General features: G+C 41.9%; 19 protein-coding genes. All 19 read right to left on the minus strand.

What is annotated here, in order from left to right:
• Nucleotide 1 precedes the first annotated feature (1 nt).
• Nucleotides 2-709 (minus strand): flagellar biosynthetic protein FliR, encoded by a 708-nt coding sequence (fliR, locus tag Q91_RS07785; RefSeq protein ID WP_198003973.1) that lies wholly within the window; start codon nt 707-709, stop codon nt 2-4.
• An 87-nt stretch (nt 710-796) separates the two neighbouring features.
• Entirely contained in the window at nt 797-1,066 is a 270-nt protein-coding gene (fliQ, locus tag Q91_RS07790; protein ID WP_015006344.1) for a flagellar biosynthesis protein FliQ, read from the minus strand.
• Nucleotides 1,067-1,078: 12 nt separating this feature from the next.
• On the minus strand, nt 1,079-1,810 hold the full coding sequence (gene fliP / locus Q91_RS07795) for a flagellar type III secretion system pore protein FliP (RefSeq protein WP_015006345.1): 732 nt from the start codon (nt 1,808-1,810) through the stop codon (nt 1,079-1,081).
• A complete protein-coding gene (gene fliO / locus Q91_RS07800; RefSeq protein ID WP_015006346.1) occupies nt 1,807-2,241 on the minus strand; it encodes a flagellar biosynthetic protein FliO in 435 nt (144 codons plus the stop codon). Before fliO ends, fliP begins: the two co-directional genes overlap by 4 nt.
• Complete coding sequence (fliN, locus tag Q91_RS07805; protein WP_015006347.1) at nt 2,241-2,672, minus strand: flagellar motor switch protein FliN; 432 nt, start codon at nt 2,670-2,672, stop codon at nt 2,241-2,243. The genes fliO and fliN overlap by 1 nt, the downstream gene beginning before the upstream one ends.
• Before the next feature lie 5 nt (nt 2,673-2,677).
• Nucleotides 2,678-3,685: a flagellar motor switch protein FliM gene (gene fliM, locus Q91_RS07810; protein WP_015006348.1), complete on the minus strand. Its 1,008-nt coding sequence runs from the start codon at nt 3,683-3,685 to the stop codon at nt 2,678-2,680.
• Nucleotides 3,686-4,225 (minus strand): flagellar basal body-associated protein FliL, encoded by a 540-nt coding sequence (fliL, locus tag Q91_RS07815; RefSeq protein WP_015006349.1) that lies wholly within the window; start codon nt 4,223-4,225, stop codon nt 3,686-3,688.
• Nucleotides 4,226-4,466: 241 nt separating this feature from the next.
• Nucleotides 4,467-5,729, minus strand: a complete 1,263-nt coding sequence (locus Q91_RS07820; protein ID WP_015006350.1) for a flagellar hook-length control protein FliK — start codon at nt 5,727-5,729, stop codon at nt 4,467-4,469.
• A 123-nt stretch (nt 5,730-5,852) separates the two neighbouring features.
• Nucleotides 5,853-9,125, minus strand: a complete 3,273-nt coding sequence (gene icmF / locus Q91_RS07825) for a fused isobutyryl-CoA mutase/GTPase IcmF (protein ID WP_015006351.1) — start codon at nt 9,123-9,125, stop codon at nt 5,853-5,855.
• Between the two features lie 10 nt (nt 9,126-9,135).
• Entirely contained in the window at nt 9,136-10,056 is a 921-nt protein-coding gene (locus Q91_RS11800; protein WP_255347072.1) for an AMP-binding protein, read from the minus strand.
• Nucleotides 9,942-10,754: an AMP-binding protein gene (locus Q91_RS11805; protein ID WP_255347041.1), complete on the minus strand. Its 813-nt coding sequence runs from the start codon at nt 10,752-10,754 to the stop codon at nt 9,942-9,944. Before Q91_RS11805 ends, Q91_RS11800 begins: the two co-directional genes overlap by 115 nt.
• Nucleotides 10,755-10,940: 186 nt before the next feature.
• Entirely contained in the window at nt 10,941-12,233 is a 1,293-nt protein-coding gene (locus Q91_RS07835; RefSeq protein ID WP_015006352.1) for an adenylosuccinate synthase, read from the minus strand.
• A gap of 45 nt (nt 12,234-12,278) precedes the next feature.
• The gene (locus Q91_RS07840) at nt 12,279-13,451 is read right to left on the minus strand and encodes an ATP phosphoribosyltransferase regulatory subunit (protein WP_015006353.1); all 1,173 of its coding nucleotides are present in this window, start codon (nt 13,449-13,451) and stop codon (nt 12,279-12,281) included.
• A 13-nt stretch (nt 13,452-13,464) separates the two neighbouring features.
• Nucleotides 13,465-13,653, minus strand: coding sequence for a DUF2065 domain-containing protein (locus tag Q91_RS07845; protein ID WP_015006354.1), 189 nt, complete (start codon nt 13,651-13,653; stop codon nt 13,465-13,467).
• Nucleotides 13,654-13,689: 36 nt separating this feature from the next.
• Complete coding sequence (hflC, locus tag Q91_RS07850; RefSeq protein ID WP_015006355.1) at nt 13,690-14,547, minus strand: protease modulator HflC; 858 nt, start codon at nt 14,545-14,547, stop codon at nt 13,690-13,692.
• A complete protein-coding gene (gene hflK, locus Q91_RS07855) occupies nt 14,547-15,752 on the minus strand; it encodes an FtsH protease activity modulator HflK (RefSeq protein WP_015006356.1) in 1,206 nt (401 codons plus the stop codon). The genes hflC and hflK overlap by 1 nt, the downstream gene beginning before the upstream one ends.
• 103 nt (nt 15,753-15,855) lie before the next feature.
• Nucleotides 15,856-17,115: a ribosome rescue GTPase HflX gene (hflX, locus tag Q91_RS07860; protein WP_015006357.1), complete on the minus strand. Its 1,260-nt coding sequence runs from the start codon at nt 17,113-17,115 to the stop codon at nt 15,856-15,858.
• Nucleotides 17,116-17,159: 44 nt separating this feature from the next.
• Entirely contained in the window at nt 17,160-17,393 is a 234-nt protein-coding gene (gene hfq / locus Q91_RS07865; RefSeq protein ID WP_015006358.1) for an RNA chaperone Hfq, read from the minus strand.
• A gap of 161 nt (nt 17,394-17,554) precedes the next feature.
• Nucleotides 17,555-18,493: a tRNA (adenosine(37)-N6)-dimethylallyltransferase MiaA gene (miaA, locus tag Q91_RS07870; RefSeq protein WP_015006359.1), complete on the minus strand. Its 939-nt coding sequence runs from the start codon at nt 18,491-18,493 to the stop codon at nt 17,555-17,557.

The raw sequence follows: 18,493 nt of genomic DNA on the forward strand, positions 1-18,493 counted from the left end.
ATCAACGCCTTATCCGTAAAAAGTCGCCAATCACACCATAACTTTCTGCCAGCAAATTGGTAAAATTTCCAAGTACTGACGGAAGGGTAACCCACATTAATAATGTTCCTAAAATGAGTGTAATGGGAAAACCAACCGCAAAAATATTAAGTTGTGGCGCTGCTCTTGTAACAACACCGAAGGCAATATTGACCATTAATAACGACACAATGGCTGGTAATGCCATTAATAGCCCAGCTGAAAAAATTCTGCTTGACCAGGCAATAATGGACCAAATGTCCGAACGCTCCATGCCGATAGCACCAATCGGTAGGGTATTAAAACTATCGATCAACATTTCAATTAACACCAAGTGCCCCCCAAGTGTTAAAAACAAAAGAGTAGCCAGTACCAAATAAAATTGACTAACCACCGGTACGCTGACGCCGGTAGTTGGGTCCATCATCGAGGCAAAACCTAGGCCCATACTGTAAGCAATTCCCTGTCCTGCAAAAATAATAGCACTGAATACCAACTGCAAAACAAACCCCATTGACAGGCCAATCAATAATTGTTGCAACCCCGTCATAATGCCTTCATGACTCAACACATCAATCGCTCGGTGTTCAGGTAAAAGAGGAAGCGTAAAAAATGTCACCATCAATGCTGCGCCAACAAGAATTTTGTTATCAACAAAACGCCCACTAAACACAGGGATTGCAATAAACATGGCACTTATGCGAAGCAAGGGCCAAAAAAAACTCGATGCCCAAGCCATGATTTGTTGTTCACTATAGACCACGCTTAGAGTATCCGCTTAACCGATTAAATCAGGAATACTTAGATATGTTTGGCGCGTAAAATTAATAATTAAGCGCAACATCCATGGCCCGGCAATAGATAAAACAACAACGGTGATCAATAACTTAGGAACAAAACTTAATGTCTGCTCATTAATTTGTGTTGCTGCCTGAAACATCGCAACAATAAAACCTATGGCTAAGGCCGATAATAAAATAGGTGCCGATAAAAGGACCGTTACTTGCAAGGCTTGCTCGCCTAAATTCATCACGCTATCAGGTGTCATTAGTTCTACCTCCTAAGTAAAGAAGCTCGCGGCTAAAGTCTCCATAATCAGCGACCAGCCATCTACTAAAACAAATAACATCAGCTTAAATGGCAAGGAAATAATCAATGGAGATAACATCATCATACCCATCGACATCAAGACACTGGCCACGACCATATCGATGATAAGAAAAGGAACAAAGATCATAAACCCAATTTGAAACGCTGTTTTCAGCTCACTGGTCACAAACGCCGGTAATAACAGCGATAACGGCACATCTGACTCATCTGTGATAGGCTCCGCTCCAGAAATTCTGGCAAACATTTCCAAATCATCACTTCTGGTCTGGAGCAACATAAAGCCACGAAACGGCTCTATTGCTTTTGTAATAGCAATATCTGCCGCTATCTGATCGTTTAAATAAGGTTGCAGAGCCTCTTCATTCGCCTTTTCTAACACTGGCGACATAATGAAAAAAGTTAAAAATAAAGCCAGCCCCAACAAAATTTGATTGCTAGGTGTTTGTGGTGTGCCCATCGCTTGTCGAAGAATGGAAAAAACAATAATGATTCGTGTAAACGAGGTCATCATTACTAACAAGCTTGGTAAAACTGTCAGCAATGTCATAACTGCTAATATTTGCAGCGTGACCGAATAACTTTTACCGTCTCCAGCGATAGTAATGGCCTCAATGCCATTCGCCGCAAAACTCGTCATGGGAACAAGAGAGAAAAAAATAATAAACAATAGTGGCCTTTTCATTCTGCGCCCTTTTTGTTCATTACTTTTTTTAAACTATCTTGAAAAGCTGTCGGTACTGCTTCTTCCTGACTAAGGCTTTCAGATATTTCACCGGCCTCAAAGGTATGCAAAGTCACCACCCTACCCGGTGCAACGCCAAGTAGCAGGTGTTGATTACCCGCCTGTATCAAGACTGCTTTTTCTCGATGCCCCAACGACACACCAGACAGTACTTTCAAATGACCTTTATGACTAGAGGCTAGCCCTGTAAAACGCTTTGCCGCCCAAGCAACGATAAGAATCAGCAATAAAACAAAGAACAAACCTATCGTCCACTGCGTTAGATTCGCTGTAGACAACGGATCTACGCTATTCGAACCAATAGCAGTTGGCACCGATGAGAAAGCAGCTGTTGAAGTGAACATCAATGATAAAGCCCGTAAGTAGTTCATTACTTCAGCTTCTTTACTCGCTCGGCGGGGCTGATAATATCCGTTAAACGCAGGCCAAACTTATCATTCACAACCACTACCTCACCACGCGCGATAAGCGTTTTATTCACCAGCACATCCATCGGTTCACCAGCTAGGCGGTCTAACTCAATCACCGAGCCTTGGTTTAGCTGAAGTAAGTTACGAATACTGATCTTTGTATTACCCACTTCCATTGAAACAGTCACTGGCACATCTAAAATAACATCCAGGTTTATTTCGCTGTCCATGCTGCTAGGCGCGCTGGTATCAGAGACAGGTGCGAACGCTGCCGCTTGTGCATCATCATGTTCATTAGTACTCTCATCGCCCCAATCAGCATTGTTATCTGATGGCTCATTTGCTGTCCCACCTAGGTCAGAAGTGTCATTAGTATTATCTTCATCACTCATTTTCTTTATTCCTCATCATTGACCAAAATCTTCACTTCTTCACGTTCCATCTTCTCTTGAAGTTTCACCGCAAAGTGTCCATTACTTTCACCAAGCTTGCCTCTAAACAATGGCATTTCTCCAGACTCAACAATGACCTGCTCTGGTAAGGTAATCGGTAAAATATCGCCTTCCTTAAAGGATAAAACCTCTTTAAGTGAAACTTCTTTCTTTAGTAATACACAGTTAATATCCACATCTGCTGTTTTAATGTCGTTCCTTAATGCAGACTTCCAACGTACATCAATATCACCACGGTCACTTTGAATACCGGCATCTAACAGTTCACGAATCGGTTCTAACATGCTGTATGGCAAACTAAATTGAATATCTCCGCCACCCCCTTCAAGCTCAAGATGAATAGTCGATACCACCATCACCTCTGTCGGGCTAACGATATTGGCAAATTGGGGGTTTACCTCAGAATTAACATACTCAAACTCAAGTTTTAAAACCGGCTCCCATGCTTTCATCAAGTCTTCAAAAACAATGTCCAAAACAATTCGAACTACGCGTATTTCTGTTGCTGTAAATTCGCGTGCTTCGCTCGTATTATGAAATTTTCCAGAACCGCCAAAATAACTATCCACAATCATAAAGACCAAGCTTGGGTCAAAAACAAACAAGGCTGACCCACGTAAGGCCTTTATTTTTATAATATTTAAGTTAGTTGGTACAAACAGGCTTTGAACGTATTCTGAAAACTTCAACATTTGAATGCCTGATACAGACACCTCTGTTGAGCGCCTTAAGAAGTTAAACAGGCTAATGCGGAAATAACGTGCAAAGCGCTCATTAACCATTTCAAGTGTTGGCATTCGCCCACGCACGATTCTATCTTGGCTATTAAAGTCATAATTGCTCGCCTCACCGTTTGGCGCATCAACGCCTGTTTCTGTTTCAACATCGCCACCATCGACACCTTGCAATAAGGCATCAATTTCATCTTGCGATAATAAATCCGAATCAGACATTTACTGCATGACCAAGTCTGTAAAAAAAACTTCTTTTACGTTAGAAGAGACACTTCTCTTAACTAAAATTTTATTAATTTCTTCTTTAACATCTGATTGCAGCTGTTCTTTTCCTTTTGATGTTTTAAGTACTTCAGGATCTTGAGCAGACAGCATCATTAGAATATTGTTTCGAATCACAGGGTCATGTTTTTTTACCGCATCAATAACGCCTTCATCATCGACCATAATACTGATAGCCAGTTTTAAGACCTTTATATTGCCGTCTGAAAAATTAACCATAAACGGCGGCGTCAATGCTTGATAAACGGCTACCGCTTCAGCCTCATCAGCATTCTGTTCATCTGCTTTTTCTTCAATAGCTTCTGTTGACTCACCCACAACCGGATCTTTTTCTGCTTCAAAAAAACCTGTGAAATACAAGCCAGCGCCTAGCAGTATAATGGCCAACACAACACCGCCCGCGATCATGATTAACTTCTTTTTAGAACCCGCCGCATTTTCAACTGCTGTTTCTTGCTCTTGCTCTTCGTCTGCCATAATATTTACGTCCAAAAGTTATTACATAAAAACAGTATTAGCAATTGCTGTGCCATATATTAAATCGATATTTTTCAATGACTTGCAATAAATTAATACTCGGACGTCAAAATCAAGTCATTAAGCAACGTAGTATTTTTGGTGTTTGTCAAAATTTAACCACCCTAAACGTAAAAAAGCCTAAGTGTTCTTAGAACAACTTAGGCTTTTAAAACATCCTAACTAACTGTCTATTTAAACGTCAGGCAAAGTCACTAAATAAACCAGTGTATCGTCGTACTTGTTCAGCATCTTGTGAATCAAACATTGATTCACCGGTGTCCCGATTAAACTCATCTGATTGAGCCATTCCACCTTCTTGGCTATTGGAAGCTTGTTCACGTTGATCACTAAATGAATGTTGCGATACATCAATATCCACCACGTTGACGTTTTGCTCATTCAACATATCGCGTAAGCGGGGAAGAGCCGCCTCAATGGCTTCTCTTGTTGCACCATGTTGTGCAGTAAATGACACCATTGCTTGATCATTTTGCATTTGGACTCTGACCTCAATAGGCCCCATATGCTGAGGGTTCAACCTAATCTGTGCGCCCGACATGGATTGGCCCACTACCCACTGTACTCGCTGGGTGAAGTGCTCCCCCCACTTCTGACTGTTCATTGGCGTATCAAGCTGCAAATTTGCCTTATCAATTACGGCATGTTGTGTTTGCCCAGCAACCGGTGCCCCTACATTTAATAACAAGCCTTCTGTTGCTGGTAAAGCTTTACTGCCTGCCGTTTGCTGAGTAAACATGGAGTTTACCGTATCAGACACTGTGTTTTTTAAATCACCTACAAGTGCATCAGGCAGACTTGTAGATTGAGGCTTATTTAAGGATGGCAGCGTAGCCGACGAATTCAAAAAATTCACTTCGCCACCTTTCCCATTCAATCTACCCCTCTGGTCCGGCAACCGTCCGGCCGTTAGTGGGTCAAACACTATATCTTTGTCGCGCACATTAGCATTAGCCAATATATCGCTGTTTAATGGGCCGCCCAAAGCTGCCGCTGGTGGCAATTCATTGCCGCTAATCGCAGCCATAGCTTCCCCTGCTTCAAGCTTAGGCTCAACTAATATTACGCCTACCTCTGTGGGTATCTCAGCTGTATTTTCTACGATAATGACGTCTTCATGCAGTTGCCCTGAAGCGTTAGATAGCACCTCGGTAACCGTTGCCGTTTGTTCTGATTGAGTTTCATCAGCCGTTACAATCTTGGAGGATGAAGCAGCTTCCGGCGCATTAGTCTTATTAACAACAACCGCCGTGTTACCAGTGTTTTCAGCATGTTTATCCGATGATGCTGGTTCATGAGTCTGCCTATTAAGACGGTCTATATTTTTTTCAAAATGTTTTGAAAACCCGTCATCGTTTGAGCGACTGGAATCACTTATAACCGAATCAGCAGCACCCTTCGAGGCGCTACCCATCTGTGGACTTAATATAGCTGGTACGTCCATTGCCATCTCCATATTGCTTTAAATATGTTTACAACAGAGCAATTGGCATGCCAGATCAATAAAAGCCTTAACAACTAGGTCTTAGCTTTAGTTTTATCAAGCTTATTTTTAGATTACTACCGCCTACATATTCCGGCGGTACTGTCCGCCGACCTCAAAAAACGCCTCTGTAATTTGGCCCAATGAGCAATAGCGACCTGCCTCCATTAACACCTCAAAAACGTTCTCATTATTTTGCACCGCCTGTTGTAAATCATGCAGTGCTTCTACGGCCTTATCTTCGTTTGCTTCGTGGGTAGCCTTTAATCGATGCAATTGACTTTGTTTTTCTTCTTCCGTGGAGCGCGCCAATTCGATAGACGTTACGGACTCATCAGCCGTTGGATTTTTAAACGTGTTTACCCCAATAATTGGCAGCTCACCTGTATGTTTCAACATTTCATAATTCATTGATTCATCTTGAATTTTCCCACGTTGATACCCCGTCTCCATTGCACCGAGCACACCACCACGTTCAGAAATGCGTTCAAATTCGCGTAGCACTGCTTCTTCGACTAAATCAGTCAGCTCTTCGATAATAAAAGCCCCCTGCAAGGCATTTTCATTTTTTGCAAGGCCGTACTCTTTATTGATAATAAGTTGAATTGCCATCGCACGGCGGACAGACTCTTCGGTTGGTGTTGTCACCGCTTCATCATATGCGTTGGTATGAAGGCTATTGCAGTTGTCATTAATGGCAATCAATGCCTGCAAAGTAGTCCGAATATCATTAAAATCCATCTCTTGAGCATGTAATGAACGGCCCGATGTTTGGATATGGTATTTTAATTTTTGTGAGCGATCATTTGCCCCGTATTTAAAACGCATTGCAACGGCCCAAATTCGCCGCGCTACTCGGCCCATAACGGTATATTCCGGGTCCATACCATTAGAAAAAAAGAATGACAAATTAGCGGCAAAATCATCAATATGCATACCTCGTGACAAATAGGTTTCTACATAAGTAAAGCCATTTGACAAGGTAAAGGCCAACTGGGAAATAGGGTTCGCGCCCGCTTCAGCAATGTGGTAACCCGAGATCGAGACTGAGTAGAAATTACGGACTTGTTTATCGATAAAATATTGTTGGATGTCACCCATCATTTTCAGGCTAAATTCTGTCGAAAAAATACACGTGTTTTGACCTTGATCCTCTTTAAGAATATCTGCCTGAACGGTACCTCGTACATTCGATAAAGCCCAATCTTTAATCTCATTGCGTTCGTCCTCTGAGGGGCAGCGTCCTTTTTCCTCTTCAAATTTATCGCACTGTTGATCAATAGCGGTATTTAAAAAGAACGACAATAAGGTTGGCGCTGGGCCGTTAATCGTTAGCGAAACGGATGTTGTTGGTGCGCATAAGTCAAAACCATCAAACAAAACTTTCATATCGTCTAAAGTAGCAATAGAAACGCCTGAATTGCCAACTTTCCCATATATATCGGGCCTCACACCTGGGTCATTGCCATACAGTGTTACCGAATCAAAGGCTGTTGATAGCCGTGTTGCCTCTGAACTTTCAGACAATAATTTAAAACGTCGATTGGTTCTGAAGGGGTCGCCCTCACCCGCAAACATACGGGCTGGGTCTTCACCTTCGCGCTTAAAACTAAACACACCGGCGGTATACGGAAAGCTTCCCGGTAAATTTTCTTTTAATAAAAAGCGTAATCGTTCGCCATCGTCTTCATAAGCGGGTATTGAGACTTTTGGAATACGGGTGCCTGACAAAGAGTATGTTGCTATATTCGTTGTCACTTTTTTATCCCGAATAGTGTTCACATAGGTGTCTTCTTTATAGGCTTTTTTTGTATCTTCCCAAACATCAAGTAACCTTTTACAGCGTGGATCGAGCGCATTTTCACGCTTCAAAATTTGTCTATTGAAGGCTTCGTCGCTTGCAGGCTCACCCAACATACGTTGCACTTGTTTCAATTGCTGACGTTCTCGTGCAACGGTGACTTGCTGTTCGATTTTTTTATGGTAATCACGCACTGTTTCGGCAATTTCAGCTAAATAACGTTGCCGTTCAACAGCAATAATCGCGCTACTTGTTGTTGAGCGTTTGATGGCTACTTGAGCAAAAAAGGCACCTTCCCAGGTGTTAAGCTCTTTGCTCTCGAAGATTTTTAATAAGCCCTGATACAACGCCGTTACCCCATCATCATTAAATTTTGATGCGATGGTGCCATAAATTGGCAGTTCTTCGATCGGGGTTGTAAAGAGTTCGTAATTACGTTGATACTGCTTTCTAACATCGCGAAAAGCATCGTCACTGCCTTTGCGATCAAATTTATTAATTACCACCACATCAGCAAAATCCAACATATCAATTTTTTCTAACTGACTGGCTGCCCCAAACTCAGGCGTCATCACATACATCGATACATTAACAAACGGAACAATACCCGCATCACCCTGCCCAATGCCTGGGGTTTCTACAATAATTAAATCAAAATTTGCAACTTTGCAGGCATCTATAATGTTTGGTAATGCTTCAGGAACTTCGCCTTTCGTGTTGCGCGTTGCGATCGATCGAAAATAAATATTCGGGTGATTAATCGCATTCATACGAATACGGTCGCCTAATAGGGCACCACCCGTTTTACGTTTGGTAGGGTCAATGGCAATAACCGCAATTTTTAAATGCTCAAGCTCAATATTAAAACGTCTAATAAGCTCATCTGTTAAGGACGACTTACCAGCACCACCGGTTCCCGTAATACCCAACACAGGGGTTTTTGAAAACGCCTTAGCGCGCACATTGATTGCATCAGTAGATTGTTTTGAAACCGTATTTTCATCGAAGCCTGTAATAAGACGTGATAATTTTCGATACCCGTGTTCATTCAAATCATCAAAATCATCAGGTATACCTACCTGTGCAAGGTCATAGTCCGATGTTTCGATCATCTCATTGATAATCCCTTGTAGCTGTAATGATTGCCCATCGGCTGGACTAAATATATGAGACACACCATAGGCATGCAACTGTTCAATTTCTTCTGGCACGATAACCCCACCGCCGCCTCCAAAGACCTTGATATGCGATGCCCCCTTTTCTTTTAACAGGTCAATCATGTATTTAAAATATTCAACATGTCCGCCTTGATAAGAGCTTATTGCAATACCATGCACATCCTCCTGAATAGCTGCATTAACCACTTCTTGTACCGAACGATTATGCCCTAAGTGAATAACTTCAGCCCCCGTTGATTGAAGAATACGGCGCATAATATTAATCGCCTCATCATGACCGTCAAACAAACTGGCTGCGGTAATAAAACGCACGTGGTTATTAGCTTTATATTTTACAAGTTTACTGGGGTCAACGACCGTCTCTTGTGCTACTGACATGCTATAACTCCTAACTGTTTTGCCTTAGTTCAATACGCCTTATTTTTCCTGAAATTGTTTTTGGTAATGACTCAACAAATTCAATTTCTCGTGGGTATTTATAAGGTGCTGTCTGTTTTTTCATGAAGGCTTGAATGTCTCGTCTCAGCTCATCACTAGGTTGATAGTTACTGGCTAAAATAATAAACGCTTTAACTACTTCGCCACGTGCTTCATCTAGCTTTCCAATGACCGCTGACTCAAGAACGGCAGGGTGTTCTAATAAAGAACTTTCTACTTCAAATGGGCTAATTCTGTATCCCGATGAATTAATCATGTCATCTGAGCGCCCAACAAACCAAAAATACCCGTCTTTATCGACGCTACCATTATCTCCCGTATAGTACCAACCGTTTTTGAAACACATTGCCGTTGCTTCATCATCTTGCCAATAGCCCTCAAACATACCCGGCTGAAGCGGCTCTGTTAGTTCAATGGCTATACTGCCAATGCAATCTACCGCACAAATATCACCTTTTTCATCAACAACTTGCACATTAACACCCGGTACCGGCTTACCCATAGAGCCTGGTTTAACAGGCATGCATGGGTAGTTGGCAACAATATTAATGGTTTCGGTTTGACCATAGCCATCGTAAATTTTTCCACCCGTGGCGTTATACCAAACTTTAATCACTTCCGGGTTTAACGGCTCACCTACTCCTAACGCATGACGAACTGAACTTAAGTTATAGCTTGATAAGTCCATTTGAGCAAATACTCGGTAAACGGTTGGCGGCGCGCAGAATGTTGTTACTCCTAACTTTTCAATTAATTTCAAGTGTAATTCGGCATCAAAACCCACACCATCAAACAACACCATTGCAGACCCCATTTGCCATGGTGAATACAACATTCCCCAGGCTGCTTTAGCCCAACCCGTGTCAGACAACGTCCAATGGATATCATTTTCTTGCTGATCCATCCAATATTTACCCGTAATCGTATGGGCGTGTGCATAGGCGTTATCTCGGGCACCATTTTTGGCATTCCTGTCGTACCAGAGGTAAAGTAAATCATCATTAAATCTGATGCTTTGCTCGGTGCTAATTGCGACCTATCTAAATGAGTGCTTGCAGGTTGAGTAAGTGATTCAAATGTACACCAACCTTCTTTTGGTTCTCCAATAACAATCAGCGTCTTAAGACTAGGGCAGTTCTTTTTAATCGCCTCAACCTTATCTGCGTTATTGGCACTCACAATTGCCATACTGGCCTTTGAGCGATTGATACGATATTCAATATCTTGCGAGGTTAACAAATTAGTACCTGGCATCGTTACCACACCTAATTTGCAACAGCCCAGCATTACTGAGTACCATTCACCAACTCGGGGAATCATAACAAAAGCCAAGTCGCCTTTTTTAGCACCTAAGCTTAGCAAGCCATTTGCAAATTGATTAGATCGTTTAGAAAGATCGCTAAATTGATAATATCGAATATTCTCGCCCGTACTATCGACTTCGATATACGCCAATTTATCGGCTTCTTGCGCTCTTTTATCAATGACATCAAAAGCAAAGTTATAAAGTGCCGGCGTTTCTAATGTGAATGATGCTTTGACATCATCATAATTTGTCATATTAAACATACGCTTCCCCTATTTTTATTATTATTCTTTTAATCAGTTTAACACTGACCAATTATGAGTCAAAAATAGTAAAACTAATGCTTGAGCTATGTATATAGTCCATAGATCACTAATGTCGTGCAAAAAAAAGCCCTTATAAATATACTTTATAAGGGCTTTATGTATTAAGGCATCAATTGTTTAGCATTAACTGAATGGGTTATTCAGAACAATCGTCTCTGTCCTTTCTGGTCCTGTGGAAACAATATCAATAGGCACCTCTACGAGTTCCTCTAATCGTTTAATATACGCTAGCGCTTCTTTTGGAAAGCCGTCTAACGATTTACACCCTTCCGTTTGACCTTGCCAGCCAGGCATTGTTTCAAAAATTGGCTCACACTGTGCATAATTTTCAGCACCAATGGGTGGTACGTCAATAATCTCACCGTTTAACTTATATGCGGTGCATATTTTTACTTCCTTGAGTCCATCCATTACATCCAGTTTGGTTAAGCAAATACCCGTTAAACTGTTCAAGCGGGCAGAGCGTCGAAGTGACACAGCATCGAACCAGCCACAACGCCTTTCACGACCAGTTGTTGCACCAAACTCATGCCCTTTTTTACCTAAGTACTCCCCCACTTCATCATTTAACTCGGTCGGAAACGGTCCGCTGCCAACACGCGTTGTATAAGCTTTAGTGATGCCTAAAATATAATCCATATCACAAGGCCCCATTCCACTGCCACTGGCCGAACTACCAGCAGTAGTGTTAGACGAAGTAACATAGGGGTAGGTGCCATGGTCAATATCTAATAATGCGCCTTGTGCGCCTTCAAATAAAATATTTTGACTGTCGCGACTGTATTTATGCAGTTGATCGGCCACATCAATAAGCATTGGCTTAATGATCTGTGCCTGCTCCATTACTTGGTCATACATTGTTTGAAAATCATACGTTTCGGCATTGAAATAATGCTCCAACACAAAATTATGGTACTTCAATAGTTCTTGCAGCTTTTCCGCAAAAATCTTTGGTGTTAATAAATCGCCGGCACGCAAACCTCGTCTTGCAACCTTATCTTCATAAGCAGGCCCAATTCCACGTCCTGTGGTGCCAATTGCTTTATTACCTCGTGCTCTTTCGCGCGCTAGATCTAAACCTATATGCACAGGTAATATTAATGGACAGGCTTCACTAATCTTCAAGCGTCCATCCAACTTAACACCGGCTTTTTCTAAAATATCCATTTCAGTCAATAAAGCTTCGGGCGATAACACAACACCGTTACCAATTAAACACTGAACATTTTCTCTTAAGATACCTGATGGAATCAGATGCAATACTGTTTTTTCATTTCCAATCACTAAGGTATGGCCAGCATTATGCCCCCCTTGAAAGCGCACAACTGCAGCAACATCATCAGTTAATAAATCAACCAATTTACCTTTGCCCTCGTCACCCCACTGGGTGCCAATTACGACAACATTTTTTCCCATTTTATGTCTCTATCTAAACTATGATTATGAATTGATACAAGTGCGTTATTCACTCACTTGCCATTGACCGTTTATCTGTTTGATGGTCAACGTATGATCGGGTTGTTGCGTATCACCGGGTAGCGCTTGTATAACAATTCGGCCCGATGCTCGCAATTGACGAATAAGATCATGCAAATCAGCATCCATTACATCGGGCGCTAAAATAACATTGTCAGTTTGTTCTTCGCTTAACTGACTTAAGCGTGATAACACTTTGACATCTGCACTAAACCCAGTGGCTGGTAGCAAATCGTCCATTTGTTCTGTTAAGTTATCGTATCGGCCACCACGCGCCACTTCTGAGCCAAAGCCCGGCACAAACGCAGCAAACACAATACCTGTTTGATATTGATAACAACGCAGCTCACCTAAATCAAAGTATAAAGGTAACGCGGGGTAAATATTCTGCAGTAATTCAGCGGTCCGTTGAAGCTCGTCTATCGCTTGTAAAACATCAGCGCCGCCAATTGCTAAATTAGTTTTTGCATCATTAAGAACAGATATATCACCATTTAGGTTTAACAACTGATAAAAAGCCTCATACCAAGCTTTATCTAACTGGAAGGTTGATAGCAATTCTTCTAGCTCTTCCGTCGCTTTTCGTTGCAATACTTCAAATAACTCAGCTTCTTGCTCAACCGTTAAGCCGGCGTTTTTGGCAAGCTCTCTAAAAATGGCCACGTGACCTAAATCTAAGTGAACTTCTTGTAAGCCAGCTATTGCTAAGGTTTCGAGCATCAACCGTATAATTTCCACATCACTTTCAATGTGCTGGCTGCCGTAAAGCTCTACCCCTACTTGAATTGGGCTACGTGATTTTTCAATCTTAGCACCTCGCGCCTGTAGTATTGAGCCGAGGTAACAAAGCCTAGTAGGTGCCTCTTTATAAAGGTGATGTGAGGCCATACGAGCCACTTGCGGCGTCATATCGGCTCTAACCCCTAAAGCTTTACCACTGATCTGGTCAGTTAAATTAAACGTCTGAAGCGCTAATTCACTGCCCGTTCCTGTTAGCAAGGTATCGCGAAATTCAACCATTGGTGGAATAACATACTGATACCCCCAAGATCGAAACAAATCTAACAATTTGCGCCGCATGGTTTCCAAACGAGCCGCCTCATTCGGGAGTAAGGCATCAATACCTTCTGGTAACATCCAATTATTTTTCTTAGCCATTAACTTGTTAACCTTATCGCACCAGCGTTAATAAAATAACACCCGCAATCATGCTTAAAAGCCCTGACATGCGAATCGTTTTATCATCCATTTCTATTAACCGCTGATAGGTTTTGCGTAGTGCATCGGGGCTTATAAATGGAACAATCCCTTCTAAAACCAACACCAATGCCATTGCCGCAAATAGTTCTTGCCACGCCATTACAAAACCCCATTAGCAATTACTGCTTATATAAACTTACTGTTTCTTAAAATATTTAAAGAAATCAGATGTCGGTTCAAGCACAATAAGGTCATCTCCTGCCCCCATACTTTTACGATAGGCATCTAAACTACGGTAAAAAGCGAAGAACTCTTTGTTCTTATTATATGCACCGGCATAAGTTTCAGCCGCTTCGGCATCACCCCTACCACGTAATTCTTGCGACTCCCTATAGGCTGTCGCTAAGATAATTTCACCTTGTTTATCAGCATCCGCTTTAATTCTCTCAGCTGCCTCTTTACCTCTTGATCTAAAGTCACGTGCCACACGCTCACGCTCTGACTCCATTCTTTTGTATACAGACGCGCTAACTTCCTCTGGCAAATCAATTCGTTTAATTTGAACATCAATAATATCGATGCCTAGACCATTTGCTAACTCATTAATTTCTTTAACAAGCCCTAAACGGATTGTATCTCTACCTACCGAAATTAACTCTTTAATTGTTTGCTTACTAAACGCTGCTCGCATGCCTTCTTTTACAAATTGATTTAATCGTGTATCAACTTGCCTAGGGTCGCCACCAACAGCTCGATAGAAATTATCCACATTGGCGATTCTCCATTTCACGAAAGTATCAACAATCACATTTTTCTTTTCAGAGGTTAAAAAACGCTCTGCCTTAGAATCAAGCGTTTGAAGACGACCATCATATTTTCGAACGTTATTAATAAACGGAAATTTGAAGTGTAACCCTGGCTCTAGGTCTGTTCGAACAATTTCACCCAAGCGAAAAACGATTACCCGCTCTCGTTGATCGACCGTAAAAATACTTCCAGAGCCAATAAAAAGAACCGCTGCTAAAACAACCAACATCATTGGATTCATTTTCATTATCTTCCCCTCCCTCTATCTCTGTAACTTGTATCTCGCCCTGTGTTATCAGGCGTGGTTTTTTCTGGCGGTGTAATAAAGCGATTCGGGGCAGCCGATGCTTTAGCAGCGGTTGATTCCATCAATTTATCAATAGGCAAATACATTAAGTTATTGCCACCTTTAACATCCATGATGACTTTTTTAGAATTACCCAACACATCTTCCATTGTTTCTAAATAAAGTCGTTTACGAGTCACTTCTGGAGCTGCTTCGTACTGAACAAGCAGTTGATCAAAACGTGAAGCATCACCTTTCGCCTCTGATTTTACACGTTGTTCATAGGCTTGTGCTTCTTGCACAATTCTTGATGCCGCACCACGTGCTTTAGGTATGACTTCATTAGAGTAGGCTTGCGCTTCGTTGATAAACCGCTGCTCATCTTCTCGAGCCCGAATAGCATCGGAAAACGCACCTTGGACTTCTTCAGGGGGTTGTGCTTCGACAAGGTTCACAGACAAAATGATCAGACCGGTTTCATATTCATCCAGCATGGTTTGCAGCTTTGTCTCAACTTTTGCGACAACCTCACTTCTACCTTCAGTTAAAACAAAGTCCATTTTATTTTTGCCGATAACAGATCGTAAGGCACTTTCAGCAGACTGTTTTAGCGTAACCTCAGGCGCTCTAACGTTAAAAATATAATCTTGTGGATTTTTAACTCTATATTGCACTGCTAAGCGAACATCAATGATATTTTCATCTTCTGTCAGCATTAATGCTTCTTTTCGGACACCGCTGGCTGCTTGCTGGTTAGCACCAGAACGGTAACCAATTTCAATAAATCTTTGCTGATCGACATTAACAATAATCGCGCTATCGACTGGGCGAGGGAATCGCCAGTGGGGCCCGGGTAATGTTGTTTCATGATATTTACCGAAACGTAATATAACGCCTCTGTTACCTTCATCAACGATATATATCCCTGTGGCGAGCCAAATTAAAGCGGCAATTCCAACCAACACACCAAGGTTAGCGCCTGATGGGCCATTTGAAGGTTTCTTATTAGACGTTCCTTTTGAACCGCCCCCACCAAACAAGCCACCAAATTTTTCTTGTAAGGAGCGTACTAACTCGTCTAGATCTGGAGGAGTTTGTTGTTCTTTTTTACGCCCACTCCATGGGTCTTCCTTCTTTTTATCGTTACCTGAGTCATCCCAAGACATAGTTAAAACCTCAACTTTAAAAATTTATTTATTTCAGCACACAATTTTAGGGTGCTACGCCATGCTAAGCAAGAATTTAAACCACTAATTCAATGATGCCCTGCTAGATGGTCGTCAGCAAATGTTTATATTTATTGGATATATTGAGCTCTATAACCCAGCAACCATCATCCCGGTTTTCTTCTTTAAGAATTTGTGCAACTTGGAATAACTTCGCTCGTAGTTTAGCCTGCTCGGGCTTTAAAACGACACTCATTCGTGTGTTTTCATCATGACAAAGCGTCGATAGTGTCTCTAACAATAGGTTTATTCCATCACCGTCCATTGCTGATAACCAGACCGCGTTGACACTGTCTGTTTCGTCTTTATCTACATGCGCATCGACGGCTGGTAAGCAATCAATTTTATTGTAAACCATCACCTGTGGGATGTTGTCTGCTCCAATTTCTTTCAGGACAGAATTTACTTCGTGGATTTGTTCTTGCCTATTAGGACTACTTGCATCAACTACATGTAATAGCAGGTCAGCCTCAATCGTTTCTTGCAGGGTAGAACGAAAAGCTGCGACTAATTCATGCGGTAAGTTTTGAATAAAACCAACTGTATCAGCTAATACAAGCTCACCGTAATCAGGCAATTTCACTTGACGTAATGTTGGATCTAATGTGGCGAAAAGCTGATCCGCTGCATAAATAGCAGAGTTTGTCAGTACATTAAAAAGCGTTGATTTTCCGGCATTTGTATACCCCACTAAAGACACCGTGGGCACATCAGCGCGTTGCCGACTTCGCCGCCCTTGATCGCGCTGCTTATTAACTTTTGTTAACCGTGTTTTAATTTGACGGATACGTTGGCCTATTAGTCGGCGGTCTGTTTCTAACTGTGTTTCGCCCGGCCCACGCAAGCCTATCCCACCCTTTTGTCTTTCTAGGTGAGTCCAGCCTCTAATTAAACGCGTCGATAAGTGCTGTAATTGCGCCAGCTCGACTTGCAGCTTACCTTCAAAAGATTGTGCTCGTTGGGCAAAAATATCTAGAATTAAGTTCGTCCGATCTAATACCCGAACTTCTAATTCTTTTTCTAAATTGCGTTGCTGACTTGGACTTAGGGTATGGTTAAACAACACAATATCAGCGCAAGTTTCATGCAACTGATGCTTCACCTCGTCTAACTTACCCTTCCCCACAAAAAATCTAGCGTCTGGCGAACGTCGTGAGCCAGTCACCGTTGCCAGCGGCTCAACATTGGCCGATATAACCAATTGCTCAAACTCGCTTAGATCATCTTCTGAAAAACTTTCATTAATCGATAAATGAACAATAAGCGCCCTTTCACCCGTACCGGGGCGATCAAACAACTCCATTAATTAGGCCCAGCGCTAATCATTAAATCAACCGAATAAATAAACTAAGCCTCCTCACCAGCACGAGGCATCGTAACCGCTCTAGCAGGCACAACTGTGGAAATAGCATGCTTATAAACCATTTGATTAATCGCATTTTTTAAAATGACGACGTATTGATCAAATGACTCAATTTGCCCTTGCAATTTAATCCCATTAACTAAAAAAATCGCCACAGGAATATGTTCCTTTCTTAATGTATTTAGAAAAGTATCCTGTAAGTTATGCCCCTTAGACATCTTGTTTCTCCTTATTATTTTGAATATTAACTTAATGACTCCAAAACGATCGAATCCATTCTATCTTGCAGTGCAACAAATTGTACCTCAAAACATCTCAATTTTGTTTATTAATATTGTCTATTGCTTATAGATGATGACGTCATCACAATATTTCAAGCCTACCGCGTTGTTTTTTTGTTAACCTCGCTCAACACCTGCTCTAACAACCTTGGAGCGGCTATGTCCAAAAGGGTTGTTTTAGTCTGTTGTCGCAACCAGGTAAACTGCCTTTTTGCCAATTGTCGTGTGGCTATAATCGCTTTTTCACGAAAAGTCACTTCGTCATATTCGCCCAATAAGTGTGACCATGCCTGTCGATATCCAACTGCTCTAATAGCCGGCAATGATGCCGTTAAATCACCTCGTTCAAACAAGCAACGAACCTCATCAAGAAACCCGTTTTCAATCATCTTATCCATTCTTAAGGCGATCTTGTTATGTAGCTCTATACGATTGCTTGGCATGATAGCAAATTTAAATACTTCAAACGGTAGCGGTTGTTTTGCCTGTTCTAACAACCAATCGCTTTGACTTTTACCCGACACCAAAAACACTTCAAGCGCACGTTGTATTCTTTGCGTGTCATTCGGGTGAATTCGCTTAGCCGCCTCCGGGTCAACTTTTTTTAAATGATCATGAACCGCCTCCCAACCTTCACTCGCTGCTTGCTGATCAATCTCTTGACGAATCGCTGCATTAGCATCGGGCAACTTAGCCATACCATTTAATAAAACATGAAAGTACAGCATGGTACCACCAACTAAAATCGGCATTTTCCCTCTACTCGCTACCTCATTAATCAGCCCGAGTGCCTGCTCTCGAAATTGCCCTGCCGAAAAACTTTCAGAAGGGTCTAAAATATCAATTAAATGATGTTTAACACCTTGCCTTTCAGCTAAATCTGGCTTTGCTGTGCCAATATCCATCCCTCGGTAAACTAACGCCGAATCAACACTGATCACTTCACCATCTAAGGCCTTTGCTATTTCAACCCCCAAGGCTGTTTTACCAGAGGCAGTTGGCCCCATCAACATGACCACACGAGGTAAAATTGACAT

It is taken from the genome of Cycloclasticus sp. P1 (assembly GCF_000299965.1).
Taxonomy (GTDB): Bacteria; Pseudomonadota; Gammaproteobacteria; order Methylococcales; family Cycloclasticaceae; genus Cycloclasticus; species Cycloclasticus pugetii.